The organism is Rhodothermaceae bacterium, from assembly GCA_009838195.1.
Taxonomy (GTDB): Bacteria; Bacteroidota; Rhodothermia; order Rhodothermales; family Bin80; genus Bin80.
On record VXSC01000018.1, the window covers coordinates 74,250 to 96,818 of the forward strand.

General features: G+C 50.9%; 18 protein-coding genes. 11 read left to right on the forward strand and 7 right to left on the reverse strand.

The features are described 5' to 3' along the window. Positions 1–22: 22 nt before the first annotated feature. Complete coding sequence (locus F4Y64_03405; GenBank protein MXX96644.1) at positions 23–1,189, reverse strand: ATP-binding protein; 1,167 nt, start codon at positions 1,187–1,189, stop codon at positions 23–25. A gap of 190 nt (positions 1,190–1,379) precedes the next feature. On the opposite strand from F4Y64_03405, the gene F4Y64_03410 reads away from it, so the two are divergent. Then, entirely contained in the window at positions 1,380–1,472 is a 93-nt protein-coding gene (locus F4Y64_03410; GenBank protein ID MXX96645.1) for a transposase, read from the forward strand. Between the two features lie 106 nt (positions 1,473–1,578). Here F4Y64_03410 and F4Y64_03415 read toward each other — a convergent pair whose 3' ends face one another. Beyond that, complete coding sequence (locus tag F4Y64_03415) at positions 1,579–2,349, reverse strand: ADP-ribosylglycohydrolase family protein (GenBank protein ID MXX96646.1); 771 nt, start codon at positions 2,347–2,349, stop codon at positions 1,579–1,581. A gap of 342 nt (positions 2,350–2,691) precedes the next feature. Here F4Y64_03415 and F4Y64_03420 point away from each other — a divergent pair, with 342 nt between their 5' ends. From F4Y64_03420 to F4Y64_03430, 3 genes are read left to right on the forward strand one after another with little or no spacing between them, the layout of a single operon-like run. After that, positions 2,692–3,075: a MerR family transcriptional regulator gene (locus F4Y64_03420; GenBank protein MXX96647.1), complete on the forward strand. Its 384-nt coding sequence runs from the start codon at positions 2,692–2,694 to the stop codon at positions 3,073–3,075. Between the two features lie 7 nt (positions 3,076–3,082). After that, positions 3,083–5,239: a VWA domain-containing protein gene (locus F4Y64_03425; GenBank protein ID MXX96648.1), complete on the forward strand. Its 2,157-nt coding sequence runs from the start codon at positions 3,083–3,085 to the stop codon at positions 5,237–5,239. A gap of 10 nt (positions 5,240–5,249) precedes the next feature. After that, positions 5,250–6,059 (forward strand): NYN domain-containing protein, encoded by an 810-nt coding sequence (locus tag F4Y64_03430; GenBank protein ID MXX96649.1) that lies wholly within the window; start codon positions 5,250–5,252, stop codon positions 6,057–6,059. 287 nt (positions 6,060–6,346) lie between these two features. On the opposite strand, the gene F4Y64_03435 is transcribed toward F4Y64_03430, so the two are convergent. Continuing rightward, positions 6,347–7,234 (reverse strand): ThuA domain-containing protein, encoded by an 888-nt coding sequence (locus F4Y64_03435; protein ID MXX96650.1) that lies wholly within the window; start codon positions 7,232–7,234, stop codon positions 6,347–6,349. A gap of 260 nt (positions 7,235–7,494) precedes the next feature. On the opposite strand from F4Y64_03435, the gene F4Y64_03440 reads away from it, so the two are divergent. The 4 genes from F4Y64_03440 to F4Y64_03455 are packed head-to-tail and all read left to right on the forward strand — an operon-like array spanning position 7,495 to position 12,188. Continuing rightward, a complete protein-coding gene (locus F4Y64_03440) occupies positions 7,495–8,934 on the forward strand; it encodes an FAD-binding oxidoreductase (protein ID MXX96651.1) in 1,440 nt (479 codons plus the stop codon). Positions 8,935–8,986: 52 nt separating this feature from the next. After that, positions 8,987–10,033 (forward strand): hypothetical protein, encoded by a 1,047-nt coding sequence (locus F4Y64_03445; GenBank protein MXX96652.1) that lies wholly within the window; start codon positions 8,987–8,989, stop codon positions 10,031–10,033. Positions 10,034–10,038: 5 nt separating this feature from the next. Beyond that, positions 10,039–11,256 carry a UPF0261 family protein gene (locus F4Y64_03450; GenBank protein ID MXX96653.1) on the forward strand — a complete coding sequence of 406 codons (1,218 nt, stop codon included), beginning with the start codon at positions 10,039–10,041 and terminating at the stop codon, positions 11,254–11,256. Between the two features lie 5 nt (positions 11,257–11,261). Continuing rightward, positions 11,262–12,188, forward strand: a complete 927-nt coding sequence (locus tag F4Y64_03455; protein MXX96654.1) for a creatininase family protein — start codon at positions 11,262–11,264, stop codon at positions 12,186–12,188. A 34-nt stretch (positions 12,189–12,222) separates the two neighbouring features. Here F4Y64_03455 and F4Y64_03460 read toward each other — a convergent pair whose 3' ends face one another. After that, a complete protein-coding gene (locus F4Y64_03460; protein ID MXX96655.1) occupies positions 12,223–13,107 on the reverse strand; it encodes a sugar phosphate isomerase/epimerase in 885 nt (294 codons plus the stop codon). Between the two features lie 518 nt (positions 13,108–13,625). Between F4Y64_03460 and F4Y64_03465 the strand changes: the two genes are divergently transcribed. Continuing rightward, complete coding sequence (locus tag F4Y64_03465) at positions 13,626–13,955, forward strand: DUF1902 domain-containing protein (protein ID MXX96656.1); 330 nt, start codon at positions 13,626–13,628, stop codon at positions 13,953–13,955. Continuing rightward, positions 13,952–14,170 (forward strand): type II toxin-antitoxin system HicA family toxin, encoded by a 219-nt coding sequence (locus F4Y64_03470; GenBank protein MXX96657.1) that lies wholly within the window; start codon positions 13,952–13,954, stop codon positions 14,168–14,170. The genes F4Y64_03465 and F4Y64_03470 overlap by 4 nt, the downstream gene beginning before the upstream one ends. Positions 14,171–14,343: 173 nt before the next feature. On the opposite strand, the gene F4Y64_03475 is transcribed toward F4Y64_03470, so the two are convergent. Together F4Y64_03475 and F4Y64_03480 are read right to left on the reverse strand one after the other, a co-directional pair. Beyond that, positions 14,344–15,747 (reverse strand): DUF1501 domain-containing protein, encoded by a 1,404-nt coding sequence (locus tag F4Y64_03475; GenBank protein MXX96658.1) that lies wholly within the window; start codon positions 15,745–15,747, stop codon positions 14,344–14,346. Between the two features lie 44 nt (positions 15,748–15,791). Next, a complete protein-coding gene (locus F4Y64_03480) occupies positions 15,792–18,782 on the reverse strand; it encodes a DUF1553 domain-containing protein (GenBank protein ID MXX96659.1) in 2,991 nt (996 codons plus the stop codon). A gap of 68 nt (positions 18,783–18,850) precedes the next feature. Between F4Y64_03480 and F4Y64_03485 the strand changes: the two genes are divergently transcribed. Then, positions 18,851–19,915: an endo-1,4-beta-xylanase gene (locus F4Y64_03485; GenBank protein ID MXX96660.1), complete on the forward strand. Its 1,065-nt coding sequence runs from the start codon at positions 18,851–18,853 to the stop codon at positions 19,913–19,915. 249 nt (positions 19,916–20,164) lie between these two features. Here F4Y64_03485 and F4Y64_03490 read toward each other — a convergent pair whose 3' ends face one another. Beyond that, the gene (locus tag F4Y64_03490; protein MXX96661.1) at positions 20,165–22,546 is read right to left on the reverse strand and encodes a hypothetical protein; all 2,382 of its coding nucleotides are present in this window, start codon (positions 22,544–22,546) and stop codon (positions 20,165–20,167) included. Positions 22,547–22,569 lie beyond the last annotated feature (23 nt).

The window sequence follows — 22,569 nt, forward strand, 5'->3', positions numbered from 1 at the left end:
AAGCCCGGTACCGCGCTTCAAGTTATCCGGATATCATGTCTCTCCAGGGGACGATGTCAACGTCTTTTCTGCGCTGCGGCTTATCACCTCCATAGATCACTGTTGCGGAGCACTCGAAGGGGGTTTCGTCAAAGTGCTTCCGTACCCGATTGAGGTTCGTCAACAGGTTTGAGGAGGCCGTTGCCGTTGATTTCGCTTCGATCAGTTGAAGATAGGATGGAGTCTCGATGATGAGATCTACTTCTGCACCATTCTGGTCCCGATAGAAGGACAGTGCTCTTGATGTTTCTCCACGATTTGATTGATGTTTGACAAACTCCGAAACCACCCAGCTTTCAAAGATCGCACTGCGAAGCGGGTAGGTACGTAGCTGCTCAGGTGAGCGAATACCCAGCAGCCAACAAACCATCCCCGTATCATAAAAATGTATTTTGGGCATTTTCACCAGTCTTTTGCGTAGGTTTGCGTGAAAGCTCTTCAGCGGAAAGGTGATAAAACTCGCTTCAAGCACACTGAACCAAGCCTTCGCAGTTGGTTGGGAGATTCCACAATCTCCAGCGAGCGACGAGAGGTTGAGTAATTGAGCAGTTCGTCCGGCGCACAGTTCCACGAAACGCTGAAACCTGGAAAGATCACCAATATTGCTGACCATCCTTACGTCTCGCTCAACGTAGGTGCTCACGTAGTTTCGTAGCCAATCGGTGGGGTTCAGGCGTGAGTCAAAAATTCGTGGGTAAGAGCCAAAAAAAAGGGCCTCTTCCAAGGTTTGAGGATGCTGAGGGAATCTTGAAATTTCTTGCCAGGTCAGCGGAAGCAGGTTGAAAATTGCAGCTCTCCCCGCAAGGGACTGACTGACTGAGCCAGATAAAAGAATATTTTGTGAACCAGTAATGATCCACTTCCCGGCATCAGGGGCATCATCAATGATCCGCTGTAAATACGAGAGCAGATCTGGGGCCCGCTGGACCTCATCAATGATTGCTCCTTGAGGGAACTGTGCAAGGAATCCGCGGGGATCTTCCAAAGCAAAAGCACGATGATCTGGGGCTTCCAAATTGACATATGCACGACCACTAAACACGGTTTGGCATAAAGTTGTCTTGCCACTTTGCCGGGGACCAGTGATTATAAGAACAGGAAAGGCTTTAGCAGCCTCTTTTAGTTTTTGTGTTATTTCGCGCTTAATCATTTTAATGCCCTGAATTTAGGACAATTCAAAATTGAATTTTTATTTATCCTAAATTTAATGCCTTCATCTCAAAAAATTTGCCTTCGTTTAAGTTGGGTCAAGAGGGCATCGGGGACTTAGATTAACTTGGCCATTTTGTGGGGGCTGAAACGCTCTTTGTCACCCGTAGTCCAACGCCAAGGCAGAACGAATCAACGGAAAAATTCAAGAGATTAAAACGGTCGGTAGAGGGTACCAAAGGTTTGAGCACTTCCGGGTTGCAATCTCTTTTGTGGAGGACTAGATCTCAATTGATATAAAATCGGCGCTTGAGTGAAAAACAAAAGAGAATGTTTCCGGCATTCGCACAGAACGGGAGTGACCTACGTATAGCCTTTTTGTGACCGTGTCTAGCTGCTGTATAGTCTCTCGACCACACCAATAATATCTGTGGGAAGATATTGCCTTGCTCTTTCCACAAGATCCTTCGGAACACCATGCAGGGCTTCCGCGATCGGCCCGGCTATTGCCGCCAGTGTATCGGAATCCCCTCCGAGCGAAATTGCGTTTCGAACGGCATCTTCAAAACTTGTTGATTCAAGTGCACATGTGATGGCTTGGGGAACGGTTCCCTGGCAGGTCTCATCAAAGTCATAATCGGGTCGGATTTCGTCAACCGTTCGGGAAAGATCGTATCCGTATTCGAGCTCGATGGTTTTGCGTATATGCTCCGGTCCATGTTTCTGAAATGCAAGCCAGATGGCGTGCGTGGTCGCCCTCGCTCCCTTGATACCCTCGGGATGGTTATGGGTAACCGAGGTTACCCGGTCAGCAGCCACGAGGGCTTCTTCTATCGATTGGTGCCGGTTAAGGAAAGCCGCTGGGGACACTCTCATCGCCGCTCCGTTCCCATAGCTGCCATACGCGTCCATCTCGTCAATATCGATCCAAATCGAAAAGATACCACCATAACCTCTGCCTGGATGTTTCCGGCACCATTGACGTAACGCTTGAGCTGCTGAAGGTGGGCCATCTAGTAGTATGTGCGCCACCGCTGCCGTGCATACCGTATCGTCGGTATAGAAACAATCAGGTTTGAAAAATTCAAACTCCTTTGTCTTGATTCGATCCCACTCATAAACCGAACCCACAAGGTCTCCTAGGATAGCTCCGTATGACAGCTTAATGCACCTCTTGATCAAGTTTATTTCAGGGAGTCAGCCGACAGGAAGGAGTTTTGCATCTGACCACAAGAACACTCCCTTGGTTTTCCAGTGCTGAGTAGTCTGGAGGTAAGAATTACCCGGGCTACTCGACAAAATGCTCAATTTGAATTTTCGCCGAAAATAATATTCATCACGACCCTGCTATAGGCTATAACGTGAGCAGTTGGAGGGGGTTCAGTCAGGATCGTCGGTACTTACCCCACACCAGAAATTCTAGATTCCTCCTATCCTCCGGTAGTTGATTTTACGCGACTACAAATCTGGGATTTACGAAGGGAGCAATAAAAATTTACACGAATGAAACCTTTTGACAAAAAGTACGTCAAAAGAAATATGACGATGCGAGAACTTACCGAAAAGACTGGATACACAGCCCGTCAAGTGCGCTATCTGATTGCCGAGGGCTTCGTACCGCCGCCCATGGGAGGCAGGGCCAATGCCGTATATGGGGATGCCCATTTATCGGCGATTGAGCGATATCAACATCTGCGTACGGCAGGTTTTTCTCCAGCTTCAATCCGGTTACTAATGGAGGCACAAACAGGGGTGCCATTCCAAATTATTCCAGGTGTATCACTCACAATTAACTCAAGTCTGATTGCCGAGCATGTTTCTATGGATGAGTTGGGGGAGCGAATCAAATCAGTACTAGAACACATTTTTTCTAAACAAGACGAATAGAATTCCAATGACAAAAAACACATCCTCATCTGATACTCCAACTGCTGACTTATTGCAGTTTCCGCATTTCCCCGAGCGAAGACGGCATGATGATCCATTTGCAGATCTGGTGCATGGTGACTCGGTAACTAATGACGCACCGCTGATAAAACTAGATTTCCACGTGACGATTCGTGGTGGTCTGGCTTTTGTAAAAGCAAAAAGAACATATATCAACAAAACCGATGGTCCGATTGAAGCTGTGATGAGTCTACCGGTATCTGTTCATGCAGCATTCTTTGGTTTAAGTGCAGTGATTGACGGGAAGCATTACGATGCTCAGGCAAAACCAAAGCAGGAGGCACTTGAGACATACGAAGAGGCGATAGATCAGGGCAAGGCAACTGTATTGCATGAAGAGTTACTGAAAGGGATTCATTCTCTTTCAGTTGGCAATCTTGGTGCCGGTAAAACGGTCACGGCCACGACTCGCTGGGCAGAATCACTACGGTTTCATGATGGTTCTGGTCAGCTGCGAATTCCTCTTACAGTAGGGGACGTATATGGAATATCTCCATTGGAGGATGTGGATACACTAACCGTGGGTGGTCCCGTCCCTGAGGCTACGATTCACATGCAGCACGATGCGGAGAGTGTAGAATTAGCCGGGGGCAATTTATGTCATGCTGAGGGGGAGGTCTATTTTGCCAAAATTCCTGGCAATGCTCCAATTGAACTGAAGGTGACCGGCACAGTCTCTTCAGAACTGACCGGCGTAAGCCGAGACGGTCGTCCAGTGACTCTTCAAATATCTCCGCACAATAAACAATGGACACCCCTGAATGCTGCGGTGCTTGTAGATAGATCCGGCTCCATGGGTGCAAAGTGCACATATTCCGGTAATAGCTCGGAAACTCAACATGAAGCCGTAGTTCGCAGTTTACGTGAAATGCAACCGCTACTGATAGACGGGGATCGCCTGGCTTTATGGGAGTTTGATACTGATTGTGACCGCGTAGGTGAATTTAATTGCAACAATCCAGAGGAATTTAGAAGGTTGCTAGCTAGTCTAGGGGATCCTCGTGGCGGCACGTCCATCGGTAGTGCATTAGAGCAGGTGTGTGCCTCTGAAGAAGGCAGGGACATCCTATTGATTACCGATGGTCAGAGCTATGATTTAGATGTTCAACGGATAGCAAAGTCTGGACATCGAATATTTGTGGTTCTTGTGGGAGAAGGGAGTTTGGAGGCGACGGTTGGACATCTGGCTGTGCTTAGTGGAGGGGATATTCATTTCAGTTTTGGGGCAGATGTTGACCAGGCCATTCAGGCCTGTATACAGGGAATGCGGCAAAAACCCGATCAAGGCGCACGGTGTGATTTAGATGAATTGGGGCTACCAGAACGTGTGGAGACTACCCACAATAATGCGTCAATTGAGGCATCTTGGTCTCAGCAGGCTGAGAATCCCGAAGTCAGCGGCGAATTCTCGGAGGCGGTGGCTGCCTATGCCGCCAGTTTGGCTTTTGCTGGTGCAGAGGAGAAATGGGCAGAGAACATAGCGGTTCAGGCTGGACTAGTCACACATCTCACTAGTCTTGTACTTGTCGCTGAAGATGCTCAGATTCAGGAGGAGCTACCAAGAACAATCAAACAGGCCCTACCCGTGTCCCGAGGCGTGAAGTTTTATGGCACACCCTCCACGGTTGCTTATGCATCCGCGTCAGCTCCCGGAATATATCACTCGACTCCTGCAGGGAGAATGGCATTTGATGAACCTAAGTCTTATGCAGCACCCGAAGTCAGTGTAGGTAAACAGATTCGCGCCTTGCTTGGAGAAGATCTAATTAAGAGCCCATTAATGTCCTCACCGAGTATCAATTGGGATACCGTAGTGTGGTTAGGGAGACAGGTTGACTGGAATTCTGCAGGTCCCGAGTTAGTCCAAGGCCACTTTGAGGAAATTCCAGAAGAGATTGCCAAGGGGATCGTGAATCTGGTTGACGAGGTAGCACAATTTGCCGAGCAATTCGGTATGTCTTCGCATATTTTTGTAATTGCTTTAGCGGCTTATGCAGTTCAAGAGTCCTCCAAGTGGGCGGGGAGGGTATATCGAAGGATCATTAGGGACTGTGACCAAGGAGAGTTTGAGAGTTTTGCTCTTGATTTACATTATGCTCGATAAATAATATTGGATGTGCGCAGAGGGGATTCTGAAACATTGTTGCATAATAAATCGTCAAACCATATATTGGAACAAATCCAACCCGTCGGACCGCCGCCCAGAAAGGGGTTATATCGGGGTCCGGCTGATCAAATCCCAAGGACGCTATACGCGTCCTTGTGTATTTAGCGGGGAATCCATTACAATGGAGATTGAGACATCGGATAGGTCGTATTGCAGGGTTCGTGTTTTTCTAGACTACTGGAATTATGAGCTCTTAATGCGTGACGAAGACAATGAGTTTAACACTGACTGGGCAAAAATCGGCCCCTCACTTGCGGCAGCCGCGACGAATTTGATTCAATCCGCGAGCCCAACAGAGTTCCAAGGGTTAAATTTTTACGGATCCTATGGGCCAACAGAGCAGGGGAGAAAGCGCAACCATTGGGCGACAAGCTTGATTGGCACTCGTCCAGGGGTAAGCGTGCATATGGTTCCCAGGAAGAGAAAGAAAGCCCATCCAAAGTGTCCGCAGTGCTATCATATCACGAAATCTTGTCCAGAGTGCGGTGCCGATATGCGTGGAACTGAGGAGAAGGGTGTTGATGTACGCATGGCAACGGATATGATTAAATTGGCATGGGTTGACAATTATGATGTAGCCGTGCTGGTTTCCTCAGATGCAGATTTTGTCCCCGTAGCTGAATTTCTTGAGACTAGGGGAATAAAAGTGATCCATGGAGCATTTCCTCCCAAAGGACACCATCTAAGTTCTTGTTGTTGGGGACAAATAGACCTGCCCAAACTGCGCGAAGAATTTCGTTTCAGGAAGGGAGAGTGACTTGATAGCCCACTCACATCGGGTCATCAAACATCCTATTATTGGACTCTTTTTCAAGTCACGACTCCTGTCAATATCTATGAAATGGGGCGCTTGTCCCGATCTGTGATACCGGTCTCTTATGGATAGAGTTAGGGTGATACCTGAATTCTTGGTTGCGAAATCCCACCGGCCCCCGTCGCGTCATCTGGACTTTTCCATAATAGGCGAGTAGTTGAAAATCCTCCGAGTGATTTTTAGCAGAAACGGGAAATCCTTCGTAAACTAAGGTCCGAATCAGCTTGGAATTATTCGCTAACTACCTCGATTTGCTCTGCCGTCGGGAAATTCTCGGGTACAGGTAGGGTGACCTCGCCGGTTGCCAACCATTCTGCGCTGCGCTGAAGCAGTGTCCGAAATCCCACGCACCGAAGCGCGCGATCATCCTCCTGTCCACCCCATAAATGACCAGGTAGGAATGTCAAGACTTTGCCTTCGCCGAATTCGATCCACCAAACCATGAGTTCGTGCCTTCCAGTTCCCCCGGATTCTGTATCACTCCATGCCGTTGCAAGGACGTTCATCCCTTCGGCCGGGCCGCGCTGACCATGATAGAGTTCATCAAAAGGGTGCAGCCACATCTCTGGTAATCCGGCCATGATTGAGTGTTCGGGATCTCGGGTCGTGATGGTCCAGTGGTGCAATCGCCCGTGTCCAGCACCGCGGTCTTCTCCGGGAGCTACGCGGGTCAGACCTTGCTCCTCATCCCAATAGGCCCCATAGCCCGCATCTTTGCCTCTCCATAGAAGTCCGACCATTGCTTCATAGGCGTCCCATCCAGGAAAGGCATTGTTCGCTGCATGCTGAACCAAGACACTCCCTCCCCCCGAAACATATTCCTCAAAGCTTTTGCGCACACGTTCGGGCCACAATTCTCCATTGTACGCCAAAAGGACTACATCATAGGAATCAAATGCAGGATCCCAATCCTCCCAGGCATCTTGATCAGCTTCTTTGTCTGGAGTCAAGGTTACATGAACAGAAAATATATCCGCGTCCTGGAGCGTGCGCTCAAGATGTGCCACAGTGCGCTCCCAATCATGATTGTTCTGCCCAGACACAATGAGCACGGATGACTGGCTAGGTAGTCCAATGGTCAAGGCCAAAGCCCAAAGTAGGTGTAACGAAGTAATCATTTGTATCTTAGTGACGAGATGTTACAGACCTTCATTATACGAAATCTATCGCATGATCATTGCGTGACTTTGCAAAAAAACATGGTTCTGGAACCTCGAAATTCAATGCAACAACAAAAGGAAATTCCACGAGTGTACGATTCAGTTGGTGCTCAGAAGGCTCGCGTCAAATAATATGAGAATCGGCATACTTTTGGAACTTGCAAGGAATAAGAGAGCGAACTTCAATTAGGCCTCAATAAACCTTCTTTGGTGCGAAAATGGATTGGACAGGACTGCAGCCCGAGATGATTCGTAGTGAGCTCGTAGAAATCGTGGGCGATCCACATGTGTCCACCGACGAATCTGACCGACTCGTGTATTCAACGGACTGGTTTTGGCTGCCTCAGATGTGGCTTGATCGTGGGGAAGTCCCGCGTAAACCGGACTACATTGTGCGTCCAGGGAGCGCGGAGGAGATTTCAGAGATTCTTAAGGTGGCCAACAACTATCGGATTCCAGTCATCCCGTGGGGAGGTGGATCTGGTTCTCAAGGTGGTGCCTTGCCTGTATTCGGGGGCATTATTCTGGATACAAAGCGGATGAACCGGATTATCGAGATTGACGAAAAATCTCTCACGGTCACGGCAGAAGCCGGCATCAATGGCAAGCAACTGGAATGGGCGGTGAACGAGAAAGGGCTTATGCTTCCACACTATCCCGCATCGGCAAATTGCGCCACACTTGGAGGGTATTTGGCTCCGCGTGGGACAGGGACTATTAGCAACAAGTATGGGAAGGCAGAAGACCTTGTGCTGCGAATGCAGGTGGTTTTACCTGACGGCCACATTTTACGGACACCGATTGTGCCTCAACACGCGGCAGGGCCTGACTTTTATCGTCTTTTCCTGGGATCTGAGGGCACGTTTGGAGTGATCACCGAAGCAACAATGCAACTGGACTATCTGCCCAGTTGTCGCCTCCTTCGTGCGGTTCTCTTTGATGACTTGACAAAGGCACTCGAGGCTGGCCGCCAGATCATGACACGGCGTTTAGATCCCTTTGTGATTCGCTTGTATGATCCTCGTTCAACCGCCTCTCGGGTGAAGAAAATCCTAGGGTATGAGCTTGAAGGTGCCTATATGGTCATTGGCTTTGATGGTGATGAAGAGATCGCGGCTTTGCAGGAGCGGAAAGCGATGGAGATCATTAACGAATTCGGAGCGAAGGACCTTGGGCGAGAACCTGGAGAAGCCTGGTGGAATCAGAGATACGATTTTTATTATCCACCTCAAAGTCTCAAACTGCCCTGGATGTACGGGACCACGGAGACCGTGACGACTTATGATAAAATCGAAAAGCTTTACTTCGCCGAAAAGAAAGCGGTGGAAGAAGGATTCAAAGAATGGGATGTCGACTTCATCGGTCATTTTTCCCACTGGTTTCACTGGGGTGTGATGGTCTACACACGGTTCATCATCCAGAATCCTCCCGATGACGCCCGGGAAGCTGTAAGACTGCATAATCGGGTATGGAATACAGCGATGACCGCAGTGCTGGAAAATGGTGGAATGGTGAATGAGCATCACGGTGTTGGACTGAAGCTTTCCCGTTTCATGCGCCGTCAGTATGGGGATGCCTGGCCACTATTGGAGAAGATCAAGAAATCGCTGGATCCAAACGGGATCATGAATCCTGGCAAAGTAGGATTTGGGTATTAGTGAACCCATGAATACAGCCATCAACGCCATAGAGAACTGCCGCTTCTGCCTGATGTGCAGACATGTGGCACCTGTAGGGCATGTGACACATAACGAGTCCCTCACGCCTCATGGCATTGCTTTGGTTGCTTCCATGCAACGTCGTGGAAACCTTTCCTGGAACGCCAGCACCCTGGACGTTCTCTATGCAGAACCCGATGGAGGAAATTGTCGGGCTCATTGTGTCACCGATCAACCCTTGCCCGCTGCGATTGCTGCAATCCGCGCGGAAGTAGCGGCAGAGGGACTCGCTCCTGCCGCAATCACACAGGTCCATGATCAGATCCGCAAAAATCACTCGGCCTTTGGGACCTACCGGCCTACCACGTTACAGAATGAATGGGGACTCTTCGTAGGAGATGCAGGCTTCAATCTTGCCTCAAGCACCATGCAAGCAGCCCTGAGCCTGCTTGCTGCTTGCAAAGTGGATGCTGTCCCTGTAGGCTGTGGGCTTGACAGTGGGTTTATTCCCTGCTCCCTCGGGTATCCTGACACGGCACGACAGCAATCCCGGTTATGCATAGACGAATTGCGGGGGGCCGGCGTGAAGAAATTGTTGGTACTTTCGCCTCAGGATCTATTCGCCTTTCGCCAGATGTATGAGGAACGGTTAGGACTGTCTTGGCCCAAGGAGATTGTTCTGATTGACTTGGTTGATTTTCTGGCAGACCAAATTCGGGAAGGGCATCTCAGGATCAGGCCATCGAGAAAAACCGCGGAGAATACCACTGCCTATGCGGATCCTACCCATGCGGTTCGGCTTCCTGCGCGCTTTGATAGTGCACGCATGCTTTGCGAAGCCACTTTGGGACATCCACCGCTTGAATTATTCTGGAGCCGTGAGCGTGCTCATCCCGTCGGAAGCACAGCGATCCAGTTTACACGTCCAAAAATAGGAGTTCGGCTTACTGAATCGCGACTCGAGGATGCCATGAGCCGAGGTGCACAAACCCTATTGTGTGACGATCCCGCAACACTCTACGAACTCGGCCTTCGAAACAAGTATCCTCTGAAGGTTCAGTGCTTGTATGAGCTGCTGTTTGCACGATTATTGAAGTAGTGATCATGGCCAAGACCGTCGTACTTATTGGTACATTGGACACCAAAGGCCCTGAAATGGCCTACCTGCGTGATCGTCTGCAAGCACTGGGATTATCTACCATTGTGATTGATTCTGGAATTCTTGGGGAGCCGCTGGACATCGTCCCGGATATACCCCACGAAAAATCAGCAACCTACGCGGGATCTAGTCTCGAGGCCATGCGCTCGGCAGGTAGTCGGGGAAAGGCCGTCGCTCTGATGCGGGAATCACTCAGGAACCTCATGTCGGAGCTGCATCAAAGCGGGCGCCTTGATGCTGCGGTGAGTATGGGTGGCGCGGAAGGAGCTGTCATGGGAGCGGCGGCAATGATGGTTCTTCCAGTTGGCGTCCCCAAAATACTTGTGTCCCCCATTGCCTCCGGCTACCATTTTTTTGAGCCACTGGTCGGTACGCGCGATATGATGATTGTCCATTCAGTGGTGGATATTTTAGGCCTAAACCCCATCGCCTGTAGCGTTTTTGATAATGTTGCTGCAGCGCTGCAAGGGATGGTTATGCACGGTCGAGGTCTGTCTGCACCGATGGGACATAATGTTGCAATAACGATGCTTGGCAATACCACCACTGCGGTTATGGCTGCGAAGACTCGCTTGGAAAATGCCGGGTACGAGGCGGTGATATTCCACTCCAATGGCGTGGGCGGTCCCGCAATGGAAGAGCTGGCGGCGCAGAATCAGTTTATCGGTGTGATTGACTTTACGACCAACGAGGTATATGATCCACTAGTTGGAGGAATTCACGATGGCGGGTCGGACCGGTTAGAGGTGATCGGTCGCCTCGGGTTGCCACAAGTGGTCATCCCAGGATGTATTGATTTTAGTGTCTGGAATGCGGGGACCGTGCCGGACACGTTGAGTGATCGCCCCATGTATGACCATAATCCGGAATATGTACTGGTTCGAGCTTCCAGCGATGAAATGGCAGAGTTGGGGAGAATCTTTGCCCGGAAGCTCAATCCAGCCAAGGGGCCCGTCAAAATGGCGATACCCCTCCAGGGGTTATCGATTCCCAACGTGCCGGAGGGCGTGTTTTGGGATCCCGATGCAGATGCCAGATTCATTGGCGAGTTAAAACAGCATTTACGTAAGGACATTCCCATAGAACTCTACGAATGCCATGTGAACGACCCCGCTTTTGGGGAAGCCGTGGCAGACTTGTTTATCCAAACAATCGAATCATAAATATCATGATCGCATCATCACCGAACGACCTTAGCCATCTACCTAAACTCACCGACGGAGACGACGACTTCCGGGCACAATTTCTGTCGTGGGATTTGGGGGATTTGACCATGACGGATATCCGGAATTATCTCGAGCACAAGGATATTATTCTAGTCCCGGTGGCAAGCCTGGAGCAGCATGGCCCCCATTTGCCGATTTATACGGATACCATTACTGCGGTGCATATCTCTCAGCGAATCTCTCATCTGATTGGCATCTTGCATACTCCGCCCATCTGGATGGGGTACTCACCGCAGCACATGCATGAGCCAGGTGAGGGGCGTGGTACCATTACGGTGCGAAGTACTACGCTATTGGCTGTAATGCATGATGTTGCCCGCAGTTTGATCCATCACGGATTTAACAGGATCATTTTCATTAATGGTCATGGCTCTAATATCAAGGTGGTCGACCCGGTCCTGAGAAAGCTTCGCTATGAAACAGGAGCCCTGATCAGCTTTGTAAAGCCGTACATGGAGCGATACACCGGCATACTGAAGGGACTCATGGAGAACCCGCCCGAAGAGACTCCCGGGTGGCATGCAAGTGAGTTGGAGACTGCGCAAGATCTAGCGTGGAACGAGGACTTGGTTCGAATGGAGAGAGCCGCATTCACCAAGGCTCATATTCCCGATTTTTTACCACGCTCTTTTGCCAAGAAGGACGGAATGCCTGATGTGGAGTTCGAGGGCTACACGTATTTCAACTTCCCCATGGATCACCATGAGTTTATTGAAAGCGGGGTCATTGGCAATCCACTGCGTGCGACCAAGGAAAAGGGAGAAGAAGCGTTTCGACGCTTATCTGAGCATGTGGCCCGCGGCATTTTAGAGCTCATGAATGTTCCGGTGACAGTCCACAACCGCGAGTTTGTGGACCGGGTCATGTGACAAGGTATCGGGCTGGAAGCGATGGGCAAGCCTGTCAGATCAGCGGGAGTAAGGTTTCGGCGGAGCGTCGAACATGCATCTCGTAGAAGTCGGTGCTGAAGACACTGCTACCGTGATCTTCTAAAAACTTACGCTCGGAGTCTGAGATCCCTTCCGGGTTCAAGTCAACGCTACCCGGGAATCGGTTGGCTGGTGTCCGATCAAGAGGAGGGCAAAATTCGACAGAAAGGGCACCATCGTAGCCAACATCCCTGAGCGCTTTAATGATCGCTGGCCAGTCGAACGATCCCATACCGCATGCCATACGGTTATTGTCTGCAACATGAAAGTTTACTAAGCGACTACCTGCCTCATAAATTGCCCCGATTGGATCATCTTCTTCCAGGTTCATATGAAAGATGTCCAGGCAAACACCGCAATCTGGGGCCACTGCTTCCGCAAGAGCCAATGCCTGAGCCCCGCGATTGACAAAATAGGTTTCGAACCGGTTGATCGGCTCAATACCAACCTTCACGCTGCATTCACGGCCATAGGCGTTGATTTCTTTCAGTGCGGCAACGCACCAATCCCATTCGTTTTCCGGTGTTGAGTCCGGGACCACTTTGCCGACGGTTCCAGGGACCACCGAAATCACTTCTCCGCCCAGCGCACCCACCATTTGGATACAGTCTTTCACATAGGTTACGGACTTTGCACGCTGACCCTCGTCTTTCGCAAGCAGGTTGCGCTCATCCAGCATCAAGGTCACACTTCCCCAACACCGCACCCCATGATCGTCCAGAAGTTTCTTGACCTGACTCGGATCATATTTATAGGGCTCACCCTGGATTTCCAAAGCCTTATAACCATACTTGACCAACCGCTTGACGGTCACTTCAAGTGGTTCTACTTTCATCCAATTATGAATTGCCAGATACATTTGGGCTTAGTCGGGAATAGTTTTCAACAAGATAATTCCCTTGAGCCAATAATTGGCAGCAAGTACCGAATGATCGTTGTTTCATGGAGTCTAAGGGTGCCTGTCTTCATTGAAATACTTCACCTTGAAACAAGGGACACATTTGAATCCATAAATCCTAGTTGTTTTGCATAGAGATCTCTCAGTGTACAACAAGATTGGACACGCGCGGCATACTGTCGGGATATCATAAATTTCGAATTCAATGTTGTTCAGCATAGTAGCGTGACATCTTCTCAGTTATCAAATAAGGGAGTTGATTTGTGATTCAATGATGTATTTAGCCAAACCTTGTGTAGTAACCACAGGAGGATTAAGGACATATGCTTTAATTGTATATTTCCGAGCGAAGTGGGACACCAATTTTGTCCCTATCCACAACATTCGTGGTAGAACCAAAGTTCAAGGGGCAACAATGGAGTACAATTGATCGTTGCGCCACAGGTTGCTATTTTGCGCTAAAAGATCAACTCAAATTCATGGATCAACACGAATACATGGCCACTGTCTACATTTACCCGGATGGCAGAATGGTAGTCCATGGAAATAGTCTTCGTGGATTGGTTCTGGAAGTAGACACTATCGATGAAATGCGGTCAGAATTGCTCCGTTTGGTTCCTATACTCCTGCGTGATAATCATGGATTGAATGACTCAGAGATAGCCAATGTGACACTGCGTCTCTCATTTCACGATGCGCCACCTGAGGATACGGATCTGGTAGACCGCCCCTTACCTTCTCGTCAAGCGCAGACACTTACTCTGTTGTGGGAGGATAGCCCGTATGTTCAGGCGACCACATATGCATGATTAATGGCGGATTATGGGAGGAGGTTCGCAAAATATTGAAAAACGAAGGGTTCATGGTGGAGCGCAACCCCCGGGAGAACCATGTCATTTGGAGTAATGGCCGTGTAAAAGTGACTGTTCCAGCCAAGATTAAAAGCCGCCACACAGCCAATGGAATACTCAAACAGGCCGGAATAGAATTTAAGTTTGGTGCGCCCGCTAAGCGTGGAAAGTAAACTTTCGATACAGGCGGTCTGGAAGCGGATTCACTGGTGGATTCAACCAGCTTGGAAGTAGTTTCTGACAGGATTGCCGTAAGAATCCTATCATTTTTGCATAGGGTTGCTTGCAATTCTAGGAGTATAGCCTACTCTGTAGTGTACACTTCTGGGTGTATCGATCCGTAATCTCACGACAGAATTCCCCGAATCACTCTGCCTCCTACGTCTGTGAGGCGAATATCGCGCCCGCTGAACCGGTAGGTCAGATATTCATGCTCCAAGCCCAATAGATACAGCATTGTGGCATGCAGATCGTGGATGGTGGTTTCCTTATCAATCACCCGATAACCATACTCGTCTGTCGCTCCATATATTGTGCCTCCTTTGATCCCCGCCCCAGCAAGCCAAATGCTGAATGCCGACGGATTATGATCTCGTCCGTTTGTGCCTTGTGCGAAAGGTGTCCGCCCAAATTCTCCTGCCCAAATGACGAGTGTATCTTCGAACAGTCCGCGACCTTTCAGATCTCTGATTAAGCCTGCGATGGGCTGATCTACCGCATGAGCATTCAGTTCATGTCCCTCCTTGAGGTTTGAATGCTGATCCCATCGATCCGCAGCGACGTTGGGGCAGGTAAGTTCAATAAACCGAACACCACGCTCAACCAAGCGCCTCGCAAGTAGGCACTCAGTGGCATATATACGTGTATTGGGATCAGGTGAATCCATCCCGTATAGCTTCTTTGTCGCTTCCGTTTCACCGGAGAGATCCGTCAATTCGGGAACCGAGGCCTGCATCCGGTAGGCTAGCTCATAATTTGTTATTGCTGACTCTACATGATCGGAATGACCGATACGGCCAAGCAAATGCTTGTCGGTTCGACTCATGAGATTCAGTTTTCTGCGTTGCAGATCAGATGTCGGCTCCTGAGGCTCAATATTCGGGAGCGGCATGTCACCAGCTCTGAATATCGATCCCTGGTATGCGGCAGGCAGAAATCCGCTGTTGAAATTATCCAAGCCTCCGGGTGGAATCAACCCACCATCAAGGACCACATATCCCGGTAGATCCTGATTTTCGCTGCCAAGCCCATAATTGATCCAAGCCCCCATTGAGGGGCGGCCCTGAATTCCGATCCCCGTATGAAGAAAATAATTCGCGTTCGTATGCTCAGGGAAGTCTGCTACCATAGATCGAACGACCGCAAGGTCGTCCACACACTGGCCAACATGGGGAAACAGATCGCTTACCTCAATACCACTCTCCCCATAGCGCCGAAAATCCCATGGGCTCTGCAAGATCTTTCCGATACTGTTGAACTGCGTGGCATCAACCGAAAATTTGTCATACGGATTTTCGCCATTCTCCTTGGCAAGACGTGGCTTCGGGTCAAAGCTGTCAACCTGCGATACTCCTCCATCCATGTACAGGAAGATGATGCTTCGTGCCTTCGGAATCAATCCCCCTGGCCTGGGATGTAACGGATTCGTCTCGGATGGGGCAACCTGCGCAACCATATTGCCAAAAGCTGAACTTCCCATCAGCCCTAGAAGAGCTACACCGCCAAAGCCGTTGCGGCACATGGTCAGCATTTCTCGGCGTGTCATTCGGCAGGTCAACCGGTGTGGACCACTCATCAGATCAGATAGATAAATTCCTTTTGATTAAAAATCACATGGCAATACGCCGACCATATCTCCACAGAATACATCGTATCCTCCGGCCCCAAGCCGAGTTCCTCCGCCTCAGTACTAAGAAAGGACTGTGCTTCCTTCAACTCGTTCAGTTCCGGAAGCCTTGCAAATGCCTTTAGGTAAATATGCTCAATCCTGTCCTCAATGTCAACATGAGGCTGTCTCACCAGGAGCTCTCCCCAATGTCTGGCTTGTTCAGCAATGAATGTATCGTTGAGCATCGTAAGAGACTGGGCAGGTACATTGCTGGAATTACGGGCGCCAAACGTGGAGAATGGAATTGGCATATCGAACGAGAGCATCATGGGCGAGAGAAAATTGCGACGGATCGCAATGTAAAGACTTCGGCGACCGTCTCCGTCCAATGGACCATTGACAGCAGGACGACCGCGTCCCTTCATGAACTCAGTCAAGTGAATGGGTACTGGAGGTCCGTACATCGTAGGATTCAACTGCCCAGATGTTGCCAAAATACCGTCACGAATTGCTTCCGCTTCCAATCTTCGCACAGGATAGTGAGATAGAAGCAGATTAGACGGGTCCAACTCAAGGATGCCCGTAGATGGCTCTGAAGAACGCTGAAACGCATCGGAAAGGAGAATTTCTCGGAGGATCGATTTGATGGACCACCCAGACTCCACAAAGCGCACCGCCAAGTCGTCCAATAACTCTGGATGTGCCGGAAGACTTCCCTGTGCTCCAAAATTGTCGACCGTTTCGACGATCCCTCTACCGAATGCATGATGCCATAACCGATTTACCATGACGCGGGCAGTCAGCGGATTCGAAGGTTCTACGATCGCCTGTGCAAACTCAAGTCGCCCACTGGACGTCTCGATAAAAGGAGTGCTTGTTGAATCCAGCGCGGTAAGGAATCGGTGCGGAACGGGCTCGCCATCTGGAGTTTTGTAGTTGCCGCGTCCGAAGACGGCGCTGGTCACCCGATCTCCTTCCGTCATGCCGATAAAAAATTCTGCAGAGGGCAGGAGCTGTTTGATTTGCTGTTTCCGGCGAATCCGTTCATCGATCTGAGGACGCTGGAGTTCTCCGGATTTGAGGGCTCGGTTGATTGCAGTAATCTGCGCTGGGCTGGCCTTTTCTTCTGCCCAGGCGTTAATTGCAGGTTCGAGAGCGGCTTCATTGTGCTCTTGGCGTGGCAGATCAATACCGGCATCATCGTGCGCCAGAGCATAGGCAATTTCAAAGTAGGATGAATCGTGAACGATGAGCATATGCTGATCCGTCACAAAGCGGTTTTTGTCGTAGGTCCCGACCAGTAACTCCAAGTAGGCTTTGTGGCCCTTCCATAAACTCACATCGAATCGGTAGGGGATCATTGTGTCACTGCTCAGCTCCTGATCAAGGGCTCCATGGATCGGTGCACGGATCAGTTGGAAGTTGTCAATCACCAGCCGCAGAGCGGATTTGTACCCCTTGGCCATGACTGTAATGGAGTCATGGATGAGCGTAAAGGTGGGGGAGCGGAGTGCACCTGGAAGCCCCTCTGAGATCTGTCGGCTGCTTGCTACATGTTCGGTGAGTCGGAGAAAACGCTCTTCCTCAATGAAGGGAGTGCCGTAGAGAGGCGCATCATCGAACGCGATCCCATCGGCAATCCACCCACTCAGCGTCCCATTGCGGAAATCCCCCAACACCTCCCAAGCCCCCGTAGTGTCCTGGATTGGTGGGCGAGGGACCGTTCGGCTGGCCGGAATGGCTGGTGTTGGACTCAGCGATGACTGCCACCGACTGGCGATATCCGAACGCAAGGTTTGATTAAGATCAACGAGATCCTCTACGACCTCCAGGTAGTCGTCCGATAGGATAGGAACAGGAGTAAAGCGTGCACTCTCAACGATGCCGTAGAGTGAATAGTAATCGCGGGTTGGAATCGGATCAAACTTGTGATCATGGCAGCGGGCACAGGCAACAGTCAAACCCTGAAATGTTTTTGTCGTCACATCAATGATATTATCAATGCGGTCCGCCTCATCAATGCGCGTATCAACAGGGCTGTGCTTTCCTTCCCCAAGTGCAAAATATGCCGTCCCAATCACCGACTCATTGAACCCGTCGTCAGGGTTACGCCTAGGTTGCTCGAGAACATCCCCGGCAAGATGCTCCAAAACGAACTGGTCATAGGGGACGTCTTCGTTGAATGCTCGGATGAGGTAGTCACGGTATTGCCACGCTCCCTGAATCGTGAAATCGAATTCGTGCCCTTTCGATTCCGAGTATCTGACGAGGTCCATCCAGTGGCGTGCCCAGCGTTCTCCGTATGCAGCAGAAGCGAGCAGACTGTCCACAACCCGTGCATAGGCATTGGGTGATTCATCCTGCTCAAATGCCCGAACGGCATCGGGTGAGGGGGGAAGTCCGGTCAGCACGTAAGAAGCGCGTCGAATCAAACTGGCTCGGGATGCCGGGTTTGCGGGTGTGATCCCTTTTGCTGCAATTCGTTCCTGCAACAGATCATCAATGGAACGCGGACCTTCTGATTTCTGTGGTGGGATCAGTGCCCAGTGGGTCTTGTACTGTGCTCCCTGATCAATCCATTTGGAGATGAGTGCAATCTCGTGCTCGGTGAGCACCTTGTTGATCTGTGGAGGTGGCATCCGCTGCTCGGGATCATCTTCCTGAACGCGATGAATGAGTAGACTGCGTTTTGCGTTCCCCGGGACAATCGCCCGCCCGCCAGGGCGCTTGGCGGTTGCTCCAGCGTAGGTGTCAAGGCGAAGGTCAGCTTCCCTAGTGCTGATGTCAGGGCCATGACAAACATAACAGGAGTTGGAGAGGATGGGTCGAATATGGTAGTTGAAATCTACCTGGTCCGGCAATGACGGATCCGACTTTGAGCATCCCAGCAGTGAGACCCCCAATCCGAAGATGATGCAAGCAACACGATGGTAGGCCAGTGAACCCTCCATGAACATAAGCTAATCCAATTGCCTTAAATTAGGGTAGAGAGCGTTGGGTTTTTTCTGTACTCTGAGAGCGCACTATGGATCCTAGATTTTTATTCATCTTTCTTTGGGCAATCTTAACGGTTGGTTGCAGCGAAAACGCGGTTACAGAAAATCCTGAGGATCCTGAACCGTACACTGCATTACGCTCTGTGGCCCCCTTCCCGGTGGGCGTTGCAATTCAGTCGAGTCGATTAGGTTCTGGCCCCCATTCAGGGGTTGTCCGCACCGTTTTCAATAGTGTGACTGCTGAGTATGAGATGAAGATGAGGCACCTGACCAGTGCTTCAGGAAGCTACATCTGGACACATGCAGATCAGTTGGTTGCCTTTGCCAATGAACACGATATGCAGATTCATGGGCACGCACTGGTATGGCATCAGTCGACACCATCTTGGCTGGAAAACTTCAGCGGAACCGACATGGAGTTTGAAGACGCGGTAAAAGACTATATCACCACGGTCGTCCAACGCTACCAGGATGATGTTGTAAGTTGGGATGTGATTAACGAGGCGTTTGAGGATGGATCGGGTGAATTGCGGAATTCAGTGTTCCGCCGTCGGATGGGGCCGGATTATATTGCCCGCCTGTTCCAGTATACCAGAGAGGCCGACCCGGATGTCCTGCTGTTCTACAACGACTATGGTACGATTTGGGATACGGCCAAACTCGAGTCCATGTTGGCCATGGTGGATGACCTTCAAGCCCGAGGCATCCCTATTGACGGTGTTGGACTCCAGATGCACATCACCTATACGCATCCCCCTCTTAGCAATATTGTTGCGGTCATGGACGCTGTCGTTCAACGGGGCCTCAAGATTCACATCTCAGAAATGGATGTCCGTGTCAATCCTCAGGGGGACCTGTCTGTGCTTACGGATGAGCGGAGCCAGCTTCAGAAGAAGCGTGTGAACGAGATTGTAGCTGCCTTTATGGATCTGCCTGAACAAAACCAGTTTGCCATTACCTGGTGGGGGCTGCGGGACCCAGAGAGCTGGTTAATTGATTTTTGGGGCAATCCGGAATGGGGCCTGCTTTTCGATGCAGAGTATCAACCCAAGCCAGCCTATGAGGGGTTTCTTGAAGCATTGAGAGGAAATTGAGGATTCCCCCAAGCTCAGATCGACGTATTAGTATCTCCCCGGTTTATTCTGCTGATTCGAGCAGAGGCTTTTGATTGCGGTCGAAGAGGATGGATTTTGCGATGATTTTGGGGCATGGTGTTGCGCACGACAGATACTTTACTTTAGCGGTGACACTTAAACCTTTCACAGGGGAGCGCATGACGCACCGTCTCTCTTATGACCGTGGTGTACACCAGCCTTGACACAAATGCAGCAGATGGTCGGGTATCATAGTGGCCAGACCACAGGCAAAAAGAAGACAACAAGGAGAAGCAGCAGGACAAAGAGAGGTGCTCCAGTGCGTGTGTAGTCGGTCACTTTGTACCCCCCTACACTCATAACAAGGAGGTTCACGGGGTGGCCGAAGGGGGTTAGGAACGCACACGATGAACCCACGGCCACAACCATAAGTAGTGCCTGGGCGGAGATATCCAGTTCCAAGGCAGTACTCAGTGCGATCGGAGCCACGAGGACTGCCACGGCCGAAGTGGGTACGAATTGTGCGGCGAAGGCACAAAGGAGAAAGAGGCTTCCGATCAGGAACCGGGGGCCAGCTTCTGCGGCCCGCCCGATAACCTCGCGTGCTAGAAGTTCGGCAGCGCCCGATTCCTCCATCGCCAGTCCAAGTGCCAACATTCCACCGAGCAGGACAACGACGCGCCACTCGATGAGTTTGTACACTTCATTCGCCCTCAGGCAACCGGTGAACGCCATGAGGAGTGCTCCGAGAAGTGCAGCGATGTACACCGGAAGGAGGTTGAACGAGGCAGAGAGGATGACCCCAAGCATAATCGCCCCCGCAACCGGCGCTCGGCGCGTCCGGAATACCTCACTGAGCTCGGCCGTGAGTACCAGAAAGCGCAAGTCTTTCCCCAGTAACTGAATCTTTTCCCGTCGGCCGTAGACCAGGAGAGCATCTCCGAACTGCAGCGGAGTTTCACTGAGATGGATATCAGAGTGAATGGTCTCTCCACCGCGCCAGATCGCAAGGGTGGTTAGGCCATAAGAATCCCGAAAGAAAATCTCGCTCAGTGACCTGCCCACGATATTCTTCGAAGTGGGAGCGAGTGTGACCTCTGCAAACCCTGCCTCTTCGGATTCCAATTCCGTTACCATGGAAGGACCATCAACTTCATGGGTCTGGAGTGATTGGAGGGCCTGGAACACTGCATAGGACTCTGGGCCTCCCTGCACGGTGAGCCGGTCCCCGGATCTCAGGAAGTCGGAGGCACCCGGAAGGAAGAGATTCCCACCATCTGATTCATCGCTGCGCTGGATCTCAAGGACCGTGAGGCCGAAAGCATAGCCAAGACGGGTAGAGGATAGTGTGCGTCCGTGCAATCCAGAACCTTCCGGTATTTCGAGTTGTGTCAGACAGCAGTGGAGATCGTACTCCCGTATGGCGACATCAAGGTCCATCCAGGTAATTGCGGCGAACTCGTCTGCGAAGGGGAGGCGCTCCAGTAATTCCTGCCACCCCATCAATAGCAGGGTGTCTCCTGCTTTTAGTCGAATTTCCTGGAGAAAAGTACTGCGGACCTTTTTCCCGCGCTTGATGGCCACGATTTGAGCTTGGAAGCGATTGCGAAAATCCAACTCCCGTACCGTACTTCCGGCGATGATGGAGGTGGATGCGATTTCCACCTGCACGAAGGCGGCGGTCTCCTTGACGAGGGGTCCCAGAAGATCTTCCGGCTCTGCCCCGCTCTCTAGTTGTCCCCACGACCGTAAATCATCCATCGCATCAGGGGAGCCCTTGAAGACGAGCGTATCTTCGGCCCGCAGCACAAACTCCGGCTTCGGGGCCCGAAGGAGATGCCCATTCCGCTGGACAGCGAGTAGATTGACTCCCAGGGCACGTCCAAGCTGTGTCTGCACTAGACTCCGGCCATCAAGAGCCGAGAGCTCAGGTATCCGCAAACAGAATATCGCATCGTCCAAAGCATAGCGGTCCCGCAGATCAACTTCCGCCATTGACCGGTCACTATTGCTACGTCGGTCCGGGAGGAAGTGGCGTCCAACGAGGATCATGTAAAGAACACCTAAGACAAGTGCGGCTGTACCCACCGGAGTGAAGGAAAAAAGCCCGAATTCGCCCTGACCTGTGCGTTCAAGAATGGTTGAAAGGAGGATATTTGGGCCGGTCCCAATGAGCGTGGTCATCCCTCCCAAGAGCGAGGCAAAGGCGAGCGGGATCAGGAGCCTGGAAGGGCGCATCCCGAGGCGACGGGCGATATCCAGCACCACCGGCAGCAAAAGTGCGGTGGCCGCAATATTATTCATCACGCCGGACATAAGCCCGGCAGTGAGCATCATAACCGCAGTGAGACGTACCGGGGAAGCTCCGGCAAAGCGCATCACCTGGGCACCGAGGAGGTTTGCAATGCCTGTACGGTACAACCCTCCACTTAGCACAAGTACTGCTGCAATGGTGACGACAGCTGGATTCGCAAATCCTTCAATAGCGCGTGACATAGGGATCACACCACTGATGGCCAGTGCGAGTAGGACGATGAGTGCCACGCCGTCGTAGCGCACCCATTCTGTAACGAAAAGGATGACCGCAATCAGGACGATCGCGAGGACGATAATAATATCGACGCTTAGCATATGGCGTCCGACTTAACCTGTTC

Excerpts from the sequence above, each read along its gene's own strand:
- F4Y64_03405 (MXX96644.1), bottom strand. The coding sequence starts at position 1,189 with ATGATTAAGCGCGAAATAACACAAAAACTAAAAGAGGCTGCTAAAGCC.
- F4Y64_03420 (MXX96647.1), top strand. The coding sequence starts at position 2,692 with ATGAAACCTTTTGACAAAAAGTACGTCAAAAGAAATATGACGATGCGA.
- F4Y64_03425 (MXX96648.1), top strand. The coding sequence starts at position 3,083 with ATGACAAAAAACACATCCTCATCTGATACTCCAACTGCTGACTTATTG.
- F4Y64_03430 (MXX96649.1), top strand. The coding sequence starts at position 5,250 with ATGTGCGCAGAGGGGATTCTGAAACATTGTTGCATAATAAATCGTCAA.
- F4Y64_03435 (MXX96650.1), bottom strand. The coding sequence starts at position 7,234 with ATGATTACTTCGTTACACCTACTTTGGGCTTTGGCCTTGACCATTGGA.
- F4Y64_03440 (MXX96651.1), top strand. The coding sequence starts at position 7,495 with ATGGATTGGACAGGACTGCAGCCCGAGATGATTCGTAGTGAGCTCGTA.
- F4Y64_03445 (MXX96652.1), top strand. The coding sequence starts at position 8,987 with ATGTGCAGACATGTGGCACCTGTAGGGCATGTGACACATAACGAGTCC.
- F4Y64_03450 (MXX96653.1), top strand. The coding sequence starts at position 10,039 with ATGGCCAAGACCGTCGTACTTATTGGTACATTGGACACCAAAGGCCCT.
- F4Y64_03455 (MXX96654.1), top strand. The coding sequence starts at position 11,262 with ATGATCGCATCATCACCGAACGACCTTAGCCATCTACCTAAACTCACC.
- F4Y64_03460 (MXX96655.1), bottom strand. The coding sequence starts at position 13,107 with ATGTATCTGGCAATTCATAATTGGATGAAAGTAGAACCACTTGAAGTG.
- F4Y64_03465 (MXX96656.1), top strand. The coding sequence starts at position 13,626 with ATGGATCAACACGAATACATGGCCACTGTCTACATTTACCCGGATGGC.
- F4Y64_03470 (MXX96657.1), top strand. The coding sequence starts at position 13,952 with ATGATTAATGGCGGATTATGGGAGGAGGTTCGCAAAATATTGAAAAAC.
- F4Y64_03475 (MXX96658.1), bottom strand. The coding sequence starts at position 15,747 with ATGCTGACCATGTGCCGCAACGGCTTTGGCGGTGTAGCTCTTCTAGGG.
- F4Y64_03480 (MXX96659.1), bottom strand. The coding sequence starts at position 18,782 with ATGTTCATGGAGGGTTCACTGGCCTACCATCGTGTTGCTTGCATCATC.
- F4Y64_03485 (MXX96660.1), top strand. The coding sequence starts at position 18,851 with ATGGATCCTAGATTTTTATTCATCTTTCTTTGGGCAATCTTAACGGTT.
- F4Y64_03490 (MXX96661.1), bottom strand. The coding sequence starts at position 22,546 with ATGCTAAGCGTCGATATTATTATCGTCCTCGCGATCGTCCTGATTGCG.